Origin of the sequence: Gorillibacterium massiliense (assembly GCF_000455485.1) — a bacterium.
In the GTDB taxonomy this organism is placed as follows: Bacteria; Bacillota; Bacilli; order Paenibacillales; family NBRC-103111; genus Gorillibacterium; species Gorillibacterium massiliense.
The window spans coordinates 1-16,525 of sequence record NZ_CBQR020000050.1; the positions used below are offsets into that span (position 1 = coordinate 1).

General features: G+C 52.3%; 17 protein-coding genes. 3 read left to right on the plus strand and 14 right to left on the minus strand.

The window, feature by feature from the left end; all coding sequences use genetic code 11:
- The 4 genes from TJ79_RS27070 to TJ79_RS28405 all read right to left on the minus strand — a co-directional run.
- Window positions 1-849 (minus strand): recombinase family protein (locus TJ79_RS27070; protein WP_162162918.1); only part of this gene is annotated, 849 nt, incomplete at its 3' end.
- A 513-nt stretch (window positions 850-1,362) separates the two neighbouring features.
- Window positions 1,363-1,584 carry a hypothetical protein gene (locus TJ79_RS05355; RefSeq protein ID WP_040949270.1) on the minus strand — a complete coding sequence of 74 codons (222 nt, stop codon included), beginning with the start codon at window positions 1,582-1,584 and terminating at the stop codon, window positions 1,363-1,365.
- A gap of 249 nt (window positions 1,585-1,833) precedes the next feature.
- Window positions 1,834-2,079 (minus strand): cold-shock protein, encoded by a 246-nt coding sequence (locus tag TJ79_RS05360; RefSeq protein ID WP_420319371.1) that lies wholly within the window; start codon window positions 2,077-2,079, stop codon window positions 1,834-1,836.
- A gap of 40 nt (window positions 2,080-2,119) precedes the next feature.
- Window positions 2,120-3,007 carry a cold shock domain-containing protein gene (locus TJ79_RS28405; RefSeq protein WP_081756724.1) on the minus strand — a complete coding sequence of 296 codons (888 nt, stop codon included), beginning with the start codon at window positions 3,005-3,007 and terminating at the stop codon, window positions 2,120-2,122.
- A 196-nt stretch (window positions 3,008-3,203) separates the two neighbouring features.
- Here TJ79_RS28405 and TJ79_RS05375 point away from each other — a divergent pair, with 196 nt between their 5' ends.
- Window positions 3,204-4,136 carry an S-layer homology domain-containing protein gene (locus TJ79_RS05375; protein WP_052339303.1) on the plus strand — a complete coding sequence of 311 codons (933 nt, stop codon included), beginning with the start codon at window positions 3,204-3,206 and terminating at the stop codon, window positions 4,134-4,136.
- Between the two features lie 64 nt (window positions 4,137-4,200).
- On the opposite strand, the gene TJ79_RS05380 is transcribed toward TJ79_RS05375, so the two are convergent.
- On the minus strand, window positions 4,201-4,764 hold the full coding sequence (locus TJ79_RS05380) for a DNA-3-methyladenine glycosylase I (protein WP_040949273.1): 564 nt from the start codon (window positions 4,762-4,764) through the stop codon (window positions 4,201-4,203).
- Between the two features lie 104 nt (window positions 4,765-4,868).
- Here TJ79_RS05380 and TJ79_RS05385 point away from each other — a divergent pair, with 104 nt between their 5' ends.
- Entirely contained in the window at window positions 4,869-5,660 is a 792-nt protein-coding gene (locus TJ79_RS05385; RefSeq protein ID WP_040949274.1) for a GNAT family N-acetyltransferase, read from the plus strand.
- A 32-nt stretch (window positions 5,661-5,692) separates the two neighbouring features.
- Here the strand turns inward: TJ79_RS05385 and TJ79_RS05390 are convergent, their stop codons facing one another.
- From TJ79_RS05390 to TJ79_RS05420, 7 genes are all read right to left on the minus strand, one after another.
- A complete protein-coding gene (locus tag TJ79_RS05390) occupies window positions 5,693-6,331 on the minus strand; it encodes a YdcF family protein (protein ID WP_052339304.1) in 639 nt (212 codons plus the stop codon).
- A gap of 37 nt (window positions 6,332-6,368) precedes the next feature.
- Window positions 6,369-7,097: an alpha/beta hydrolase gene (locus TJ79_RS05395; protein WP_238322815.1), complete on the minus strand. Its 729-nt coding sequence runs from the start codon at window positions 7,095-7,097 to the stop codon at window positions 6,369-6,371.
- A 121-nt stretch (window positions 7,098-7,218) separates the two neighbouring features.
- Window positions 7,219-7,881, minus strand: a complete 663-nt coding sequence (locus TJ79_RS05400; RefSeq protein ID WP_052339306.1) for a peptidylprolyl isomerase — start codon at window positions 7,879-7,881, stop codon at window positions 7,219-7,221.
- Window positions 7,882-7,939: 58 nt separating this feature from the next.
- Window positions 7,940-10,447 (minus strand): transglycosylase domain-containing protein, encoded by a 2,508-nt coding sequence (locus tag TJ79_RS05405; RefSeq protein WP_052339307.1) that lies wholly within the window; start codon window positions 10,445-10,447, stop codon window positions 7,940-7,942.
- 219 nt (window positions 10,448-10,666) lie between these two features.
- Window positions 10,667-10,906 (minus strand): RNA chaperone Hfq, encoded by a 240-nt coding sequence (gene hfq, locus TJ79_RS05410; protein WP_040949276.1) that lies wholly within the window; start codon window positions 10,904-10,906, stop codon window positions 10,667-10,669.
- A 69-nt stretch (window positions 10,907-10,975) separates the two neighbouring features.
- Complete coding sequence (gene miaA / locus TJ79_RS05415) at window positions 10,976-11,920, minus strand: tRNA (adenosine(37)-N6)-dimethylallyltransferase MiaA (RefSeq protein ID WP_040949277.1); 945 nt, start codon at window positions 11,918-11,920, stop codon at window positions 10,976-10,978.
- A complete protein-coding gene (locus tag TJ79_RS05420; protein WP_040949278.1) occupies window positions 11,917-12,687 on the minus strand; it encodes a class I SAM-dependent methyltransferase in 771 nt (256 codons plus the stop codon). Before TJ79_RS05420 ends, miaA begins: the two co-directional genes overlap by 4 nt.
- Before the next feature lie 190 nt (window positions 12,688-12,877).
- Between TJ79_RS05420 and TJ79_RS05425 the strand changes: the two genes are divergently transcribed.
- Window positions 12,878-13,204 (plus strand): hypothetical protein, encoded by a 327-nt coding sequence (locus TJ79_RS05425; RefSeq protein ID WP_040949279.1) that lies wholly within the window; start codon window positions 12,878-12,880, stop codon window positions 13,202-13,204.
- A 21-nt stretch (window positions 13,205-13,225) separates the two neighbouring features.
- On the opposite strand, the gene hrpB is transcribed toward TJ79_RS05425, so the two are convergent.
- The gene (gene hrpB / locus TJ79_RS05430) at window positions 13,226-15,757 is read right to left on the minus strand and encodes an ATP-dependent helicase HrpB (RefSeq protein ID WP_155987784.1); all 2,532 of its coding nucleotides are present in this window, start codon (window positions 15,755-15,757) and stop codon (window positions 13,226-13,228) included.
- A 41-nt stretch (window positions 15,758-15,798) separates the two neighbouring features.
- Window positions 15,799-16,525, minus strand: a 727-nt coding sequence (locus tag TJ79_RS05435) for a DNA mismatch repair MutL family protein (RefSeq protein WP_474995143.1), incomplete at its 5' end; no start/stop codon positions are given.

Below are 16,525 nucleotides of genomic sequence, written 5' to 3' on the forward strand. Positions count from 1 at the left end.
CGTCTCGGCCGCCGCGGCAAAGGCCGCCGGCTCCACCAGCGGCGCCAGCGGCAGCGCGAAGCGCTCTTCCGGCGGCCGCACCCGCCGCCAGCCTTGGTGGTAGTCGACCTTGTAAGCCGTGTACGTTCCGAGATAACTCGGGTTCCGTAAGATCCGGCTTACCGTCGACCCGTACCACCGGCTGCCCCGCGGCGCCGGCACGCCCTCGGCGGCGAGCCGCCTGGCGATAGCGGCGGCACTTTCCCCGCCGCCGCTTAAAGCGAATATGCGGCGTACCGTCGCCGCAGCCTCCGGATCGGGGCGGAGCACATCGTCCGCCGTATCAAAACAATACCCGTATAAACGGGGGTTACAGCTTAATTTTCCATGATTTTTCACCTTGGCCAAACGCCCGCGTATCGTTCGCTCACGGATCTTTTCCCGTTCAAACTCGGCAAACATGCCGCGCAATTGGTAAAACATGCGCCCTTCAGGAGTATTGTTCCATGTAAAGTTGACAAATACAAGTGCGATTTTATATTTAATCATTTCCTCAGTAATCAAGAGCTGATGGGAAAGCTTCCGGGAAAGCCGGTCCGGATCGTAAAGAATGACCGTTTTCGGCGGTTCTCTGCTCTCAATCCAGTCCCGCAGCCGGTTCATTCCGGGACGGTCAAGAACCGCGCCGGATGCTTCATCCGCAATGACCTCCACCTGATCTCCTCTGTAACCCATTTCAGTCGCCTTATTCAAACAATCTTCAATTTGCGCCTCGAGACTATACCCCCGCTCTCCCTGATCCTCCGTGGAAACCCGTACGTAGATGGCTGCCTGTTTCTTCTCTCCAATGGGCTCCGCCCTCCTTCCCATGGCCGGAAAACAGAGAAAAGAGGTTTACCGGTTAAAGTAAACCCCGTTTCCGCTGATGGAACTTAATCATCTATATAGGATCACCAATCATGCAGCTGACCGTTTTTGCTAAAGAACCCGACGCAACTCGCATACCCCGTTCATCTTCATGCATCTTCAACCGGCATGTATTTGTTGATATATCATTTCCATGGAAGTGGATTTACCGAACTATATAAGTTGAACTTAAGATTGTAAGGATTCCGTCACTGCAAAACCTGATTATTCTTCCAATCGCTGTTGCGCTAAGATTCCTTGATTATATCGTTGTCTAAAGGTAGGAATCTGATCGCAAAGGCGACCGCTGACGCTTTTCCAGAACAATCGGTTTCTCCGCTCCTTCATCCCTTTCTTTCGTTCAATTTATATAGTTTTCTTCAAGCCAAAAGCAACAATCATTCTTCGCGCATATTCCCTTCGAATTCTGCGTTTATCTTGCATTACCTGAATTCCAATCTCCGCTCTTGGCGGCTCCTAGCCTCCTGTATTCGTTTTCGTTTCTTCATCCATCAGTAACTCTTCCTGATCCGTTTTCATGCTGCCTGCGTCTCTTTCCATCACATCCTTGTCGCTCACTGAATTCAGCTTACATAAAACGTCTTTCATCGCGTCCCATAGATTTCCGTCATCCTCCGCCGGTTCCGCAAATTCTTCAAGCACCTCAAGATCGGAAGGACGGAGCGACCGCCGCGCCATGTCATCCCCTCCTGCCTTCACTTTATGCGGCATTCGGAATGTCCCATAACCGAAATCGTTACAAAAAACTTACACAAGGATAAACGGCTTGCGCCGACCCTGAACCCCAAACAAGAAGCCAACTTCACGAAGCTTATTCAAGAATTTTTCAGGTCTTAAATAGAAAGAAAACCGCCGCATTCTCGTCCATAAGACGAAAACTCGGCGGTATAGCTGCTTTTTTCTTCGTACTGTTCCCATTTGGGTGTATTACGTATACGAATTTGTTTTTGTTGAATTTACCAGGACGGGGAGCATCCGGCTTTCCTTCAGCATCGTATTTCCGCAAAGAGGACAGTTTGGCTCATCTTGAAAAACAAAATTGACTCTCATCCAGCCGTTGCAGGTTTCATTTTCACATGTCCAGACCGGAGTTTGCACCTCTTCGATCACTTCCGGAGCTTTTTTGGCATACATGGACAGCCCTCCCTGGTTTGAAAGGATCGTTATTTTCATTCATCTCATGTAAACCCTTATGTGAAAACAGAGCACTCGGCTACAGACGGGTCACATGCTCCGCCTGCGGACCGCGGTTGCCCTGAATGACATTCAATTGGACCCGGTCACCTTCATTCAATGATTTGAACCCTTCCCCCTGAATGGAGCTATAGTGGACAAACACATCGCTTCCGCCTTCCCTCTCGATAAATCCGTACCCTTTTTCTGCGTTAAACCATTTCACCTTGCCGTTTTCCATTGATGCGACCTCCGTCAATAAATTAGCCGGGCTGCTCCTGAACTGGATGCAAAAGCCCGACTCTATTAAGTATGCGGCAGGGCTTCCGAATATATTCAATCCCGGTAAATTTCGCAAAACCCGTTCCATGCTGTTGACTAACGCATCGATGGCTTCCTTACCGAAGTCCTTTTCTCCACCCCGGGCGAGACTGTAAGCTTCGTCGATAAAAAGTACGCCGCCTAACGCCTTTTTGATCAATTCACGGGTTTTCAGGGCTGTATGTCCAATGTATTCCCCTACAAGATCAGCCCGTTCGGCTTCCACCAGATGTCCTTTTGCCAGGACGCCCAACTCCTGAAAAAGCTTGGCAGTCATCCGGGCTACCGTCGTTTTTCCCGTCCCCGGGTTGCCGCTGAACACCATATGATAAACTTGCGGCAGAACGGCCAGTCCCGCCTCCGCCCTCATTTGTTTAACCGTAAGCACAGCATAGATCTCGAACAGCAGCTCCTTGACCTCTTCCAGGCCAATCATCTTGTCGAAATCTTTCATCATTTCCTGAAAAGGCCCCTGTTGTCTCGCTCCCTTAGCCAAACCCGCCGACTCCGGCTCTCCCGCCGATTCCACGTTTCGAAGAACAACACTGATTTGCCGGGCGGGACGTTCTTTTTTTGCCGGCTGTATCATCGATCCGCTACCGCTCATCTCCTACTCCCCCTTCCCAGGTGTTAGTCAGTATACGCAGGAGCCCAGAAATGGGTGCCCGCCCAGCCGTACAGCCGGTTGTCGGTGTCTTTGGAAGATGTCCCCTGTTTTTTTGGCCAAAGGTGCAACATTATTTCGCAGTCCCCCGTTATAAAGGTTGCCCCGGGAAAAAATAACAATGAGGTGAATGAACAAGATGAAAAAAGTGCTGCTTACTCTGTTGACTGCCGTCCTGTTCCTTACATTCAGCGGGTCGGTGCTAGCCTTCTCCGATGTGAAAAATGTGCCGGGAGGCGATAAAATCGAATCGCTGCAAAAAGAAGGCATCGTATCCGGCGAGCCTGGAGGAAAGTTCAATCCCAGTGGAAAACTGACCAATGCCGCCGCCATCTCCATTCTCGTCAAAGGGTTGGACCTCAGTCTGGCGCGCTTCCTCTTCAACAAAGCGCCGCTGGCCAGCGACTATTTTACCGATGTGAAGGATAATACCTGGTATTCGGAAGCGTTTATTATCGCACACATTAACGGAGTTGATTTGCCTAAGGATATGAAGCCCGATGCCGAGATCAACCGGGAGCAATTTGCCCACTATTTGTTCCAGGCCGTTGAAGCGAACGGCTCCCATGTTTATCCGATGCTTTTCACGATGATCGCTGACGAAAAAGAAATCACTCCGGGCTACAGCAACAGCATTCAAAACCTGCTGCACAGCAGCGTGATCGAATTGAACGCCGATTCCGCCTTTCTTCCTAAACATGCGGTCACTCGCGGCGAAGCGGCAGTATGGATTTACAACGCCCGGGAATACGTGAAAAAGACCGATGTAACGCCTAGCAAACCGCAAGAACCTGATCCCGTATTTACCGATATGAGCGTGACAACAAAAGCCCTTTCCGGTGGCGTGCAGGAAGTGACAGTACACGCGAAAGCCCCCCATCCGGGCTATGGCATCCGCGTTTCATCCATCGTATTTGACGGAAAGAAAGCGGTCATCTACACGGAACCGATCTTGCCGGACCCGGACAAAATGTATGCGCAAGTCATTACGGAAGTGACCGCGGTGACCTATGTTGCAACGGACTATACACCGGTTTTGCCGGAGTCAGTCAGCGGCCAAGCGGCCGAATAAACGCGGATAATCACCGCAAAAAATCCCTTTCTTTCCGGCAAGTCCGGGTAGAAAGGGATTTTTATTACCGCAAGGATGGATGGCAGAAGCAGTTGGTCAGATGATCATTGACCATACCTGTTGCTTGCATATAGGCATAGATAATGGTAGAGCCGACGAAGCTGAAGCCCCGCTTCTTCAGGTCTTTGCTTAAGGCATCGGAGAGAGCCGTTTTAGCCGGAACCTCAGCCAACGTCTGCCAGTGATTCACAATAGGCTTGTCCCCGACAAAACTCCACAGATATCGGTCGAAGCTGCCGAACTCCTTCTGGATATTCAAGAATGCGGCCGCGTTTTTGAACACAGATAGGATTTTCAACCGGTTGCGGATGATCCCGGCATTTTGCAGCAGCACTTCCGCTTCCTTCTCCCCGTAGGATGCTAATAGAACTGGATCGAACCCGACAAAAGCTTCCCGATAAGCCGAGCGCTTCTTCAACACAGTGTACCAGCTTAAACCGGCTTGGGCTCCTTCCAGGCATAACAATTCAAAAAGTTTCCGGTCATCATGCAGGGGAACGCCCCATTCATGGTCGTGATACTGGATATAGAGCGGGTCATCATTTACCCAGCCGCAGCGGTTTGTCATGATTTTCCTCTTTTCTGTAAGTTCTTTTCGTTATATGCTTGTATATTTATACATAATTATGTATATTTATAATAATTTATGGATTGCAAGGAGTGAATGAAGCAATGATCGAAACAACCCCCACCGATTGCGAGAAAGACTTGGCCCTTATTCATTTGCTGGAAGAACTTGCCCTCAATACATGGCCCGCTCAAATTACGCAGCGAATGAGCAACTGGACGCTTCGGGCAGCAAAAGGCATCACCAAACGGGCAAACAGCGTCCATGCATGGGGAGCGATCCCCGCCCACACCCGATGGCTGGAAGAGATTGAAGGGTTTTACCTGCGCCTTTCTCTGCCTGTTCATTTCCACATTAGTCCGGCATCTGATCCTGGTCTCGTTCCTCAGCTTCTGAGCAATGGGTACAAGGAAGTCACTCAGACCATGCTCCAAACCGCTGCGACAAGTGAAGTGCTGACTGCCACACAAAAAGTGTCCAACTGGTCCTCTCTAACCGTCGAACGATTATCCGCTCCCAGCGAGGAATGGCTAGACCGGTACATGGAATTCGAGGAGTTCCCTGCACCAAGACGGGAATTTATGAAGCAGCTTTGCGCCGCCATCGGCCCAGAATCCGTCCATCTGCTGGCAAGGGTTGACGGCGAAGCCGCTGGTATGGCGACGGCGGTTACGGAACGGGGCTGGACGGGACTGACCAACGTGATTACCAGCGAGCGCTTCAGGAGAAAAGGCGTTGGCACCGCAATGCTGCAAGCCGCTGCTCAATGGAGCGACGAAAAAGGCGCTGAGGGCATGTATTTGCAGGTTTTGGCCGATAATGATGCCGCCCTGAACCTCTACGCAAAAGCTGGCTTCACCAAATTGTACGATTACTTTTACCTGGTCAAAGAGTGAGCGTTTATTTGCTGTAATCAGGATTATTCAGTTCATACCTCCCCCGAGATCACTCCTGTGCGAAGCAGCACCTTGTCGATATCCCACTTGCCAAAAGCCAGCGTTTCCCGCAACCGGTGCTTGACTATGCTCATTACTTTCGTCTCGCATGTATCCGTCTGAACCGGTTCAAAGCCGATAAATTTTGCCATGTCCGCCGCTCGGGCACCGTGATAGGAATGCGTAATGATAACAGCGGTATGCAGGTGATGGCTTTCCATCAATTTCTTGCTAAACGATAGATTTTGATACGTGCTACGGGCAAGCGGCTCCGTCAAAATGTCCTTTTCCGGCACCCCCTGCTGCATCAGGTAGCGTTTCATTCCTTCTGCCTCGGTAATGGTTGCTCCCCCGGTATCCAGTCCGCCGGTGACGATAAACGTTGGGAACCTGCCGGCATTGTACAGCTCCAGCGCATGATCCAACCGTTCCTTAAGTCCAGGACTGGGAACGTCGTGCCATAAGGCTGCGCCTAAGACAATGCCAACATCCACTGGCTCGTTACCGCCCAAATGCTTGCCACTATGAATCATCCACTGGATTCTCGCAACCTCGATTAACCCGGCGGCAAACAAAACGCAAAGCGCCAGAAGCACCCATTTACGAGCGCCACGGCGGTGCTTTTGGCTCATACTCCCCAACTCCCTCCAATTCTCTACAAGAGACGACTTAATCTGCCAAAAAGTTCTGAACGGCTGCGAAAACTTCATCCGCCTCACATTCGCTGCAGATCATATGACGGGAATCGGGATATACTCGGAGTTCCTTCGGACCGGCCAATCGGCTCATGATGAATCGCGCGCTGCCGGGATGCACGACATGATCTCTTCCTCCCTGGATGACAAGGGAAGGAATCTTCACTTTGGCGAATTCGGGCTTCAGTTCGTGAACAAGCCGCATGAACTGCACAACCGCCGAAAAAGGCGTACCGTTTTTGCGGACGTATTCACTGAAATCCCGCCGCCGGATATTGTGCCTGATGCTGTCGGCCAACCGTCTTGGACTGATATAGATAACCGCGGCATTCAAAAGAATAAGCTTGCGCACCGGATAACGGTTGGCCAGATAAGCGGCGATCAGCCCGCTCATGGAGAAACCAATCAAATCGAAGCTGCCATACAGGTTGGTTAATTCCCCGGCCGCCATCTCCGCACTGCCGATCCAATCCGACCTTTTCACGAAACCCAACCGGTGCAAATCACCGCCGTGCCCGGCCAAAGTCGGAATCCGGCATGTCCAACCCAACTCCCTTAGATGCTTTGCCAAAGGTTCAATCTCATATGGACCTCCCGTAAAACCGTGGAGCAATAAGCAAGCCCGGGTTTTCATACGAATGCTACCTTTCTCCAGCCAAGGATAAACGGTCGACGCCGTTCTTCCAGAACGAGCGACGTTCACCGAAGGAAATTAGTTAAATTATTGTGCCAATCTTCTCTTATGTAGAAAAAGCGGCAGGGCCAGATGTTTATCCTTCCCTAGGATAAACCATCTGGCGGCATCTGCCGCTTTCTGGTTGATGTTATTTCTCCACGATGGTAATGTCCCGGATCAGTACGTCCTGGGTTGGCACGCTGAGCTCGCCTCTTTCCGATGCCTTGACAGGAGTATCCGCTACCTTCTGGACGATATCCATGCCGGAGCTGATTTTGCCGAAAATGGTGTAGTTGGGAATGTTGTCTAAGTTCTTACTGTCTTCCCCGGTACAGATAAAAAATTGGCTGCCTCCTGTATTGGCCGTCCCCGTGTTCGCCATGGCTACAATGCCGGGTTCATAGGAGTAAGGGCTGTTCAACTCATCCTCTATGGTATAGCCGGGACCACCGCTGCCCGTTCCAGTCGGATCGCCGGTTTGAATCATAAAGGTCTTCATAATGCGATGGAACTTCACGCCGTCATAAAAATCATGGTTCGCAAGGAAAACGAAGTTATTCACGGTAATTGGCGCTTCCTTGGCGAACAAATCGATGGTGAAGTCGCCGTCATCCGTTTTAAATACTGCTTGGTAGGTTTTACTCTTATCGATGGTCATGGCTGGTGCAGAAGACCAGCTCTTTGCATTTTGCTGTTGGGTCGCAGCTTCCCCCCCTGTTTCCGAACTCTTCGATTCTTTAGTACCGCATCCGGAGGCAAACACCGCCAGACACAGGGCCGCAACTGCTGCTGCCATGGACAACTTCTTCATCTATGCACCTCGTTAAAATAGATATCCTTCCTATTTTCGCAATTTATCAACCGTTCCATTACGGAGACGGCGTTGGCGTCGGGGTAGCCTCGCCCCCCGGTTGGCCGGACTGCTCTGTCCCTCCACCTTGGGGAGGAGGTGTCGGGGTTGGTGTGGGCTCATTGCCGCCACCCGGACTAGAACTAGCCGTTCCCTCGCCGCCTGTTTGTCCATCACCCGGTGAAGGCGTTGGCGTTACGCCATCTCCCGGCGTCTCTGTCGGTGTTTCCGTTACACCTGGGGATGGGGAGTTAGCAGGCACTTCGACTTCCACCGTTGTCGAGTTTTCGCTGTCATCCTGTCCATTGGCGCCTGCGGTTACCAAATAATATTGGTAAATTCCGCCGGGAAGGACGGTGGTGTCGTACCAACTTCCTTCTCCCGTAATTTCAGCCACTTGGGCGAACTCTTCCTCCTGAGACTCCTTACGGTACAGCTTATAGGTGGCTTCTTTGTCCGCTGTCCACGTCAGACGTATTTTCAACATGTCTGGCACGTACTCGGCTTTTAGATCCTGCACCGCATCGGCTTTCTTCTCCACGTCTTTCACGCCGTTCGGCCGGTTAAAGTCAACAACCTTGTGGCCGCTCAGCGATTTCTGCATGACTTCCTTGAATATCGCCGCAGCGCTGCCACTGGACATGGTGATGTAATGATTTTTATCCGTTTTGTCAAAACCCATCCAAACCGCTGCCGTCCATTCCGGGGTGTACCCGACGAACCATAAGTCCTTCGTATACTTTTCTAACCCTTTGATGCCAACTTGGGTTGAGCCGGTTTTCCCGGCGACAGGCCGATCCATAGCCGCTTTCGCGCCGGTGCCTCCGGAGCTGACGACACCTTTCATGATCTGGGTCATATACCAGGCGGTGGATGCTTTCATCGCCTGGACGCCCTTATCGCTGAATTCCGCTACGGTACTGCCGTTGGAATCTTCGATTTTCACGATGGAATGGGCCGTCCTCTTCACGCCGTTATTGGGAAACGCTGCATAGGCTTGAGCCATGTCCAAGGGTGAAACGCCGTTGGTCAATCCGCCGAGGGCGATGGCCAGGTTGTTGTCCTCTGACGAGAACGGAATGCCCAGCGTCTTGGCGAAGTTTTTCCCGTAGTTGACGCCAATCTTATTAAGCAGCCACACCGCAGGCAAATTCTTCGACTTCTTCACGGCGTAAGCCAGATCGACCTGGCCTTCGTATTTTCCGTCGTAATTGCTCGGCGTATAACCGTTAAAGTCCTGCTTTTCATCGGGGAGCATCGAATAGGCGTTATAAGGACCTTTTTCAATTGCAGGGCCATATACGACCAAAGGTTTGATGGAAGAACCCGGAGAGCGTGTAGCAGATACCGCTCGGTTAAAGCCCTTCTTGGCGTAATCCCGTCCACCGATCATAGCGACGATGCCGCTGTCCGCATTGTTGAGAATGACCATGCTGCTTTGCATCTCTTCGCCGGCCATATCTTTTTGGAAGAACTTGTCGTTGTCGTACGTATCGCTCATGGTTTTTTGGGCTTTTAGATCCATCGTCGTGTAAATCTTGTAGCCGCCGGTAACCAGTTCCTCTTCCGGAATCTGATACTTTTCCGCTGCCTCGGTCACGACATAATCGACGAAGGTGAAATAGGCTTCGGTATCACTGCCGCTGGACGATGAGCCTTTCGGTGGAACATAATCCACGGCCTTCGCCTGTTCCATCTCATCTTTGGTAATGTAGCCCTGTTCCATCATAAGCTGCAGGACTACGGCGCGGCGTGCCTTGGAATTGTCCGGGTGCTTGATGGGGTTGTACGTCGTCGGCGCTTTCGGCAGCGCCGCCAAAGTGGCGATTTCCCAAATCTCCAGTTGCTCGTCAGGTTTGCTGATGTCTTTTCCGAAGTACGTTTTGGCTGCCGCCTTCACGCCCCATGAATTTTGTCCGAAAAAGATCCGGTTCAGGTACATTTCCATGATTTCTTTTTTGGTAAACTGGTTTTCCAAAGCGAGAGCCATGGACATTTCCGTACCTTTGCGGAAAAATGTTTTATCCGCTGTCAAATACATGTTTTTCGCCAACTGCTGGGTAATGGTGCTGCCGCCCTCGACGGTGCTGCGGGCGACAACGTCTTTGGCCAAGGCGCGGCCGATGGACCAGAAATCCACCCCTTTATGAGTCCAAAAACGCTTGTCTTCCGTTGCTACAAACGCATTGACCAAGTTGGGCTGCAATTGGTCGTAGCCGATCAATTCGCGGTTTTGCGCTCCGCCCTGATTGAGCTTTTGCACCATATCGCCGTTGACGTCATAAATGACCGAGGTTTGCGGCATAACTTCTTTATCTTTGTTCTCTTGCATCATTTTTTGCCCGCTGAACAAGATGAAGATGTAACCGATCAAGCCGATTACGATAGCCAGTGCTGCCGCCACAATCAGCCATGTCAGCAGCTTTTTGAAATGAAACCCTTTCTTCTTCGGCTTTCCTTTGCTACCCGTCTTTCGCGGTTGAGACGGCTGTCTGGAGCCCGATGCGGGCGGCCGTTGTGTAGGCATGATGTTGTTCCCCCCGATAATCCCCGGATCTCTATTTTTTGCTTCCGGTGGACTTTTTATTGTCGTTCGTCATGCTGGCTTGCCTGTAGAGGACAATTTTCATTACCCTCATCCTATATTAACGATTCATCCTACTGAAAAGTTTCTCTTGCAAAAAAAGAACAACCTCCGGCTTGGGACCTCGGGTTGCTCCGTGTTTTCTTCATAAAAACCGTTGGTCTACCCTTCGCTTCCCGGTTCAGGTAAAAAGGAGACGGAACGGAGCGGGGTAAAAGTGGAAATGGCATGCTTGTAAACCATTTGCTGCCGTCCTTCACTATCGATGATGATGGTAAAATTGTCAAACGCTTTGATGACGCCGCGGATTTGGAAGCCGTTTGTAAGGTACACGGTGACCGGAACGTTTTCTTTTCGAAGCGAGTTCAAAAAATGATCTTGGATGTTGATCGATTTGTTCATGGTAATCCCCTTTCAAATATGGAACGGTCATCCGTGTCCGCTTAATATTCACAATATATATTCTCTGTGTTAGGCAAACTTTCCTGCTATTATAGCATTAATTGCGCTCAAATGCGCGGAAAAGTTTGAACTGTCGGTTACGTCTACCCACTGGATCTCCTTCATATGTCGAAACCAACTAAGTTGCCGCTTGGCGAATCTCCGCGTATTCCGTTTCAGCAAATAAACGGCTTCGTCATAACTGGAATATCCTTGAAGATAAGGAACGATTTCCTTATACCCCAACCCCTGCATGGAAACGAGAGAAGGCGAATATCCCCGGTCCAACAAAATCTGCACTTCCTCTACGAGCCCGTTCGCAAGCATTGTATCGATTCGCTCTTCAATTCGTTTGTACAACAGATTCCGCTCCAATGTCAATCCGATCAAGATCACCTCATAAGGCGATTCCTTCGTTTGTTTGGCAAGCTGCTCGGAAAGAGGAACGCCGGTGAGATGGGCTACCTCCAGAGCGCGGATAATCCGCCGTGAATCCCGGGGGTGAAGCCTTTCCGCCGAAGCGGGATCTATCTCACGTAAACGGTCATGCAGCGCCTGCTCCCCGAACTCAAGAAAATACGCTTCCTGCTCTTTGCGGAACTCAGGGTCCGCTCCCCCTTCGCTAAATTCATAGCCATAGATCAAGGCTTCAATGTAAAGCCCCGTGCCGCCGACGATAAAAGGCAGCTTGCCCCGCGCCGCAATTTCGTCAATTAAGCGCTTTCCGATGGTTTGAAAATCAGCGGCGGAAAAAGGCGTATCCGGATCGACGATATCGAGTAAATGATGGGGCACTCCCTCCATCTCCTCGGGCTTGATTTTCGCCGTGCCTACGTCCATTCCCCGGTATACCTGCATAGAGTCGCCGGAGATGATTTCACAGCGATTAGCTTTGGCAATCTCGACGCTAAGCTTGGTTTTGCCGGAAGCCGTCGGTCCCAGCAGGATCAAAAGCGGCGGTTTACGGTTCGTCATGGTTCGATCACCCCATACGAACTTTTATACCGGGCACGATTGCGGTCAAAACCAAGACGGGCAAATTCGGGACTGTCCCGATGATCCTTCAGAATCACTTTTTTCCGGGCGACGCGTACCGCTTCCGTAACCGCTTCCTCGCTTAACGGATCGTGGTTGGCTACATTCCGATAAGGTGAAATGGAGCTTGACTCCTCGATGGGAATCCGGAACATCGGATCAAAATAGACAATATCGACGCTTTTGTCCGGAAGGCTCTTTAAATACTCCAAATGATGGGCGTTCACCAGCTGGATGCGGCGCATCGCATCATTTAATGCAGCCAGCTTAGCTTGATAATGGGCGAGGCCTTCCCGCAGCAGCAAGGCGATAATCGACTCACTCTCAAGCGCTGTCACGGAGCCGGTCGGTCCGACGGCATAAGAGAATACGATGGAATCGCTCCCAAGACCGGCGGTGCAGTCCAACACGGAGTCTCCTGGCTGAACGCCGGAAATCTCCATAAGCGGATCGCCCTGACCTTTCACCATCCGTTTTACCCGGATATACCCAGTGCTGGGATGAAAGAATATCGACGATTCCAAGTCGGGATGGTAGACCATCTTTTCTTCGGTAAAAATCAGCACACCCTGCTCTCCGTATCGTTTCATCAAGGCGGAAAGGGACATTTGGCGCCGCTCCACCCATTTGGCGTTTAATTCTTGGGCTGCGCGTTTGCCCTGCTCCCTCATCTCCGGAGAGGCTTGATAAGATGTTGTAACCAGCATGGCATCCTCGATTCATCAGACAGTAATGAGGGTAATAGAACCCGATCTGAGTATACACGACTTCCGAAAAAAAGTCTTATATCGGCCAGCCAGCCCGCTCTATAGATTTCGTATGAGCAACCGGCGTTTAGGGGTATACTTCTAACTGGAATCCATTGGTACAGCAAATTGCAAAGGGGCTTTGATGAATATGGACAATAAACATACGTACTATGTAAGCGTAGGCAGCCAAGAAATTTTGGATAATGCCGAAACCGCCAATTTTGATTTTGAAATTCGCGCAACGTTGGATGAAGCGCAAGAATTGATGGAGCTTTTCGCTGAAGCGGAAGACAAGGACGAAGAGTTGATCTCCCGGGCTGCCACTCCATATGAATCCTTTGAGGAGATTCCAGCCGGCAAACAGGACATCCGCAACGATGCCTATGACGATAAACTGCAGGACATTTACCGGCTCATCTACCGCTACGCCGTGCCGGAAACGAAAGATCATATTGAGAAAATGGGCGTCCTCTAGCAGATAATCGGCTCCAGAGCCTTAACGGGGCGGTTGATTATCCGGACGTGGACGGACTCGGCTGGTCGGAACGGCCTGAGTCGGATCTTCAGGCCAATAGTGCTTGGGATACCGGCCTTTCAGGTCTTTTTTTACGTCAAAATAAGTGCGCGCCCAAAAACCGGCCAAGTCCTGGGTGACTTGTACAGGACGCTGAGCCGGAGACAGCAGATGTACCGTAAGCGGTACCCTTCCAAACCCGATGCGCGGCGTATCATGCAAACCGAACATCTCCTGCAAGCGAACGGCAAAATGCGGTTGACCACTGTCGCTGTAATCGATGGGAATGCGCGAACCGCTGGGCACCGTGAAATGGGTAGGCGCTTCCTTGTCCAATTTCATCCGCTGTTCCCAGCTCAGCATGTCTTGCATCAGTGACACCAGCTTAAGTTTCTTCAATTCCTCCGCACTCTTCATTCCGGCAAGATGGGGCAGCAGCCACTCATCCAAAGTGTTTAGAAGCCCTTCATCGCTGACATCCGGCCACCCTTGTTCCAAACCGCCCATAAATAGGATACGGCGGCGAATCCCCTCCGACTCCTTCGTCCAAGGCAATAGACCCAAGCCTTCCAGACGCAGCCCTTCCCTCCATGCTTCAGCGGCAGTCTCGCTGCTCCATGCAGATACGGGATTGTCTTTCATGATAAGAGCGCCCAAGGTGACGCGTTTTCGCGCTCTTACTCCCCGTGCATCCCGCTCCCAGTAAACGAGAGTTTCCTCTTTGATTTGATCCGCAAATAAGCGCTCGATATCGGCGGTCGTTACCGGTGCGGCTAAAAAGATACGGCTGTCCGCTCCACGGTCGTCGAGATCCGCTGCGACGATATATTTTTCTCCGTACAAGGGCTGACCATCTTCGAGATAAGCGCCCCTTCCACCGGACATCAAATATCGCCCGCCCGATCTCTCTTGGGCGATCCGATCGGGATAGGCCAGCGCCAACAGCAGGCCGCAATCGGTGTCCTCTAGATTGGCTTGTTTCTGCCCGCCTATGCCGAGTTCCAGTTTCCAGCGGTCTGCTTCTGCTCGGAGTAGACGAAGCGTAGCGCTGAATGGATCAGCTGATCGGCTGCCAGGATGGCGCCGCAGTACATCCAATCGCAGCCGCAAATCCACATCCGCTGCTTCAGGTTTGCCGCGGAACAGATCCCGCTCCGTAAGAAGCGCCGCCAGATCGCATGCCGCATCTCCCAAGCCTAGAGGAATGGCTTGTAGGATCATATGAGCGAGCCGGGGATGCAAGCTCAGGCCGGCCATTTTTCGGCCATGCTCTGTGAGTCCCCCTGTTTGATCTAACACGCCGAGAGCGGTCAATAAACCAAGGGCTTGAGCATATGATCCTGCTGGCGGCGGGTCAAGCCATATCAGTTGTCCTGGGTCTGGTGCGCCCCAAGCTGCCAATTGCAGGGCAAGGGGAGCCAAATCCGCATCCATCATTTCGGGTGAGGTCTGTTCGGGCAGCTGCCAATGCTCCGCTTCCGTCCACAGCCGGTAGCATACCCCCGGCATCAATCTCCCCGCTCTTCCCCGCCGCTGTTCGGCGGACGCCTTAGAAACGGGAACTGTCGTCAGACGGGTCAAACCCGTCCGCGGCGAAAAGCGGGGAATCCGCATCAGCCCGCTGTCAATCACGACCCGGACGCCTTCCACGGTGAGGCTAGTTTCCGCAATCGAAGTGGCGAGAACGATTTTGCGTCTGCCCTCAGGTGAAGGAATCAGCGCTTCATCTTGCTCCTTCAGCGATAGATCTCCATATAGGGGAGCGATTCGCACGACAGCGGCGGAATTGGACGGTGAGCAATAATGAGCGCGAAGCTTCGCCTCAACCCGGCGGATTTCACCGGCACCGGGCAGAAAAACAAGCAGGTCTCCCTCTTCCTCGCGGATGGCCTGCTGGGTGGCTTTAACGATTGTGTCCTCAATGCGGACGACGGGCTTTTTATCCAAATAGTGAATGTCTACCGGGTAAGCTCTGCCCTCGCTGCGGATTATCGGAGCATCGCCCAACACTTCCGCTGCTTTATCCGCCTCAAGGGTTGCGGACATCAGCACGATACGCAGATCGCTCTGAAAAAGCGCTCTGGATTCCAGAGTGAGTGCAAGACCCAAGTCCGCATTTAGGCTCCGTTCGTGGAACTCGTCGAATAGCACGGCTCCTACGCCTTCCAACGTAGGGTCTTCCTGCAGCATGCGAAGATAGACGCCTTCGGTGATCACCTCGATGCGGGTGCGCGGGCTTACCTTCGCATCCATGCGAACGCGATAGCCTACGGTTTCGCCTGCTTCCTCACCCAACATTTTTGCCATGTAATGGGCGGCAGAGCGTGCCGCGATTCTTCGCGGCTCCAGCATAAGAATACGGCGATTCTGCACCCAGCTCTCATCTATTAGGGCTAAAGGCACCCGGGTTGTTTTACCGGCTCCCGGAGGAGCGGTGAGAACGGCGTTCACGCTATGACGGAGCGTCTCAAGAAGAGCCGGCAATGCGGTATCGACAGGCAGAGGTTTCCGGATCAACGGGGGATCTCCTTTCAACAGGCGCGTGATTGCCTCTATCACATGACGCGTTTGAACATTTTTTCCAGTTCATAAGTGGTGAAGCTGACAAGAATCGGTCGGCCGTGGGGGCAGGTGTACGGATTGCGGCAGGCTGCCAAACGGTCGAGCAAAGCCTCCAGCTCCACAATGCTTTGACTTTGGTTTGCTTTGATCGAAGCCTTGCAGGAACAAAGGGTCGATGCTTTCTCCCGCAGCTTGGACAAATCCACAGCCTTCTTCTCCGTCAAAATCCATTCCACCATCTCGTCGATGATGTTCTTTTCTTCCCCGCTCGGAAACCAATGAGGATACGCGCGAACGAGAAAAGCGTTGCCGCCGAAGGGCTCTAAATAGACGCCCGCTTGTGCGAGCAATGCCAGCTTCCCCTGCATGATCTCCGCTTCCGCCGGAGTGAACTCCAGTGTTAGAGGCAAGAGCAGCTCCTGGCTCGCTTCCTGCGGCCGTCCGAACGTCTCATAATAATATTCATAATTAATCCGCTCATGGGCGGCATGCTGGTCGATGAGGAACATGCCGGTCTCGTTTTGCGCCACGATATAGGTGCCGTGGAGCTGGCCGATGGGTTCCAGTGCCGGGAAGGCGGGCAGCGGCGGCTGTTCCGCGGCGGGCGGCGCGACAAGCTGCATCAGCTTGTCGCTGTCGAGGCGCGCGGCAGGCGCGGGCGTCAGCGGGCGCGGGGCGCCGCCGCCGGCATAAGCGCCGGCAGGCGCGCTGCCGCCAGAG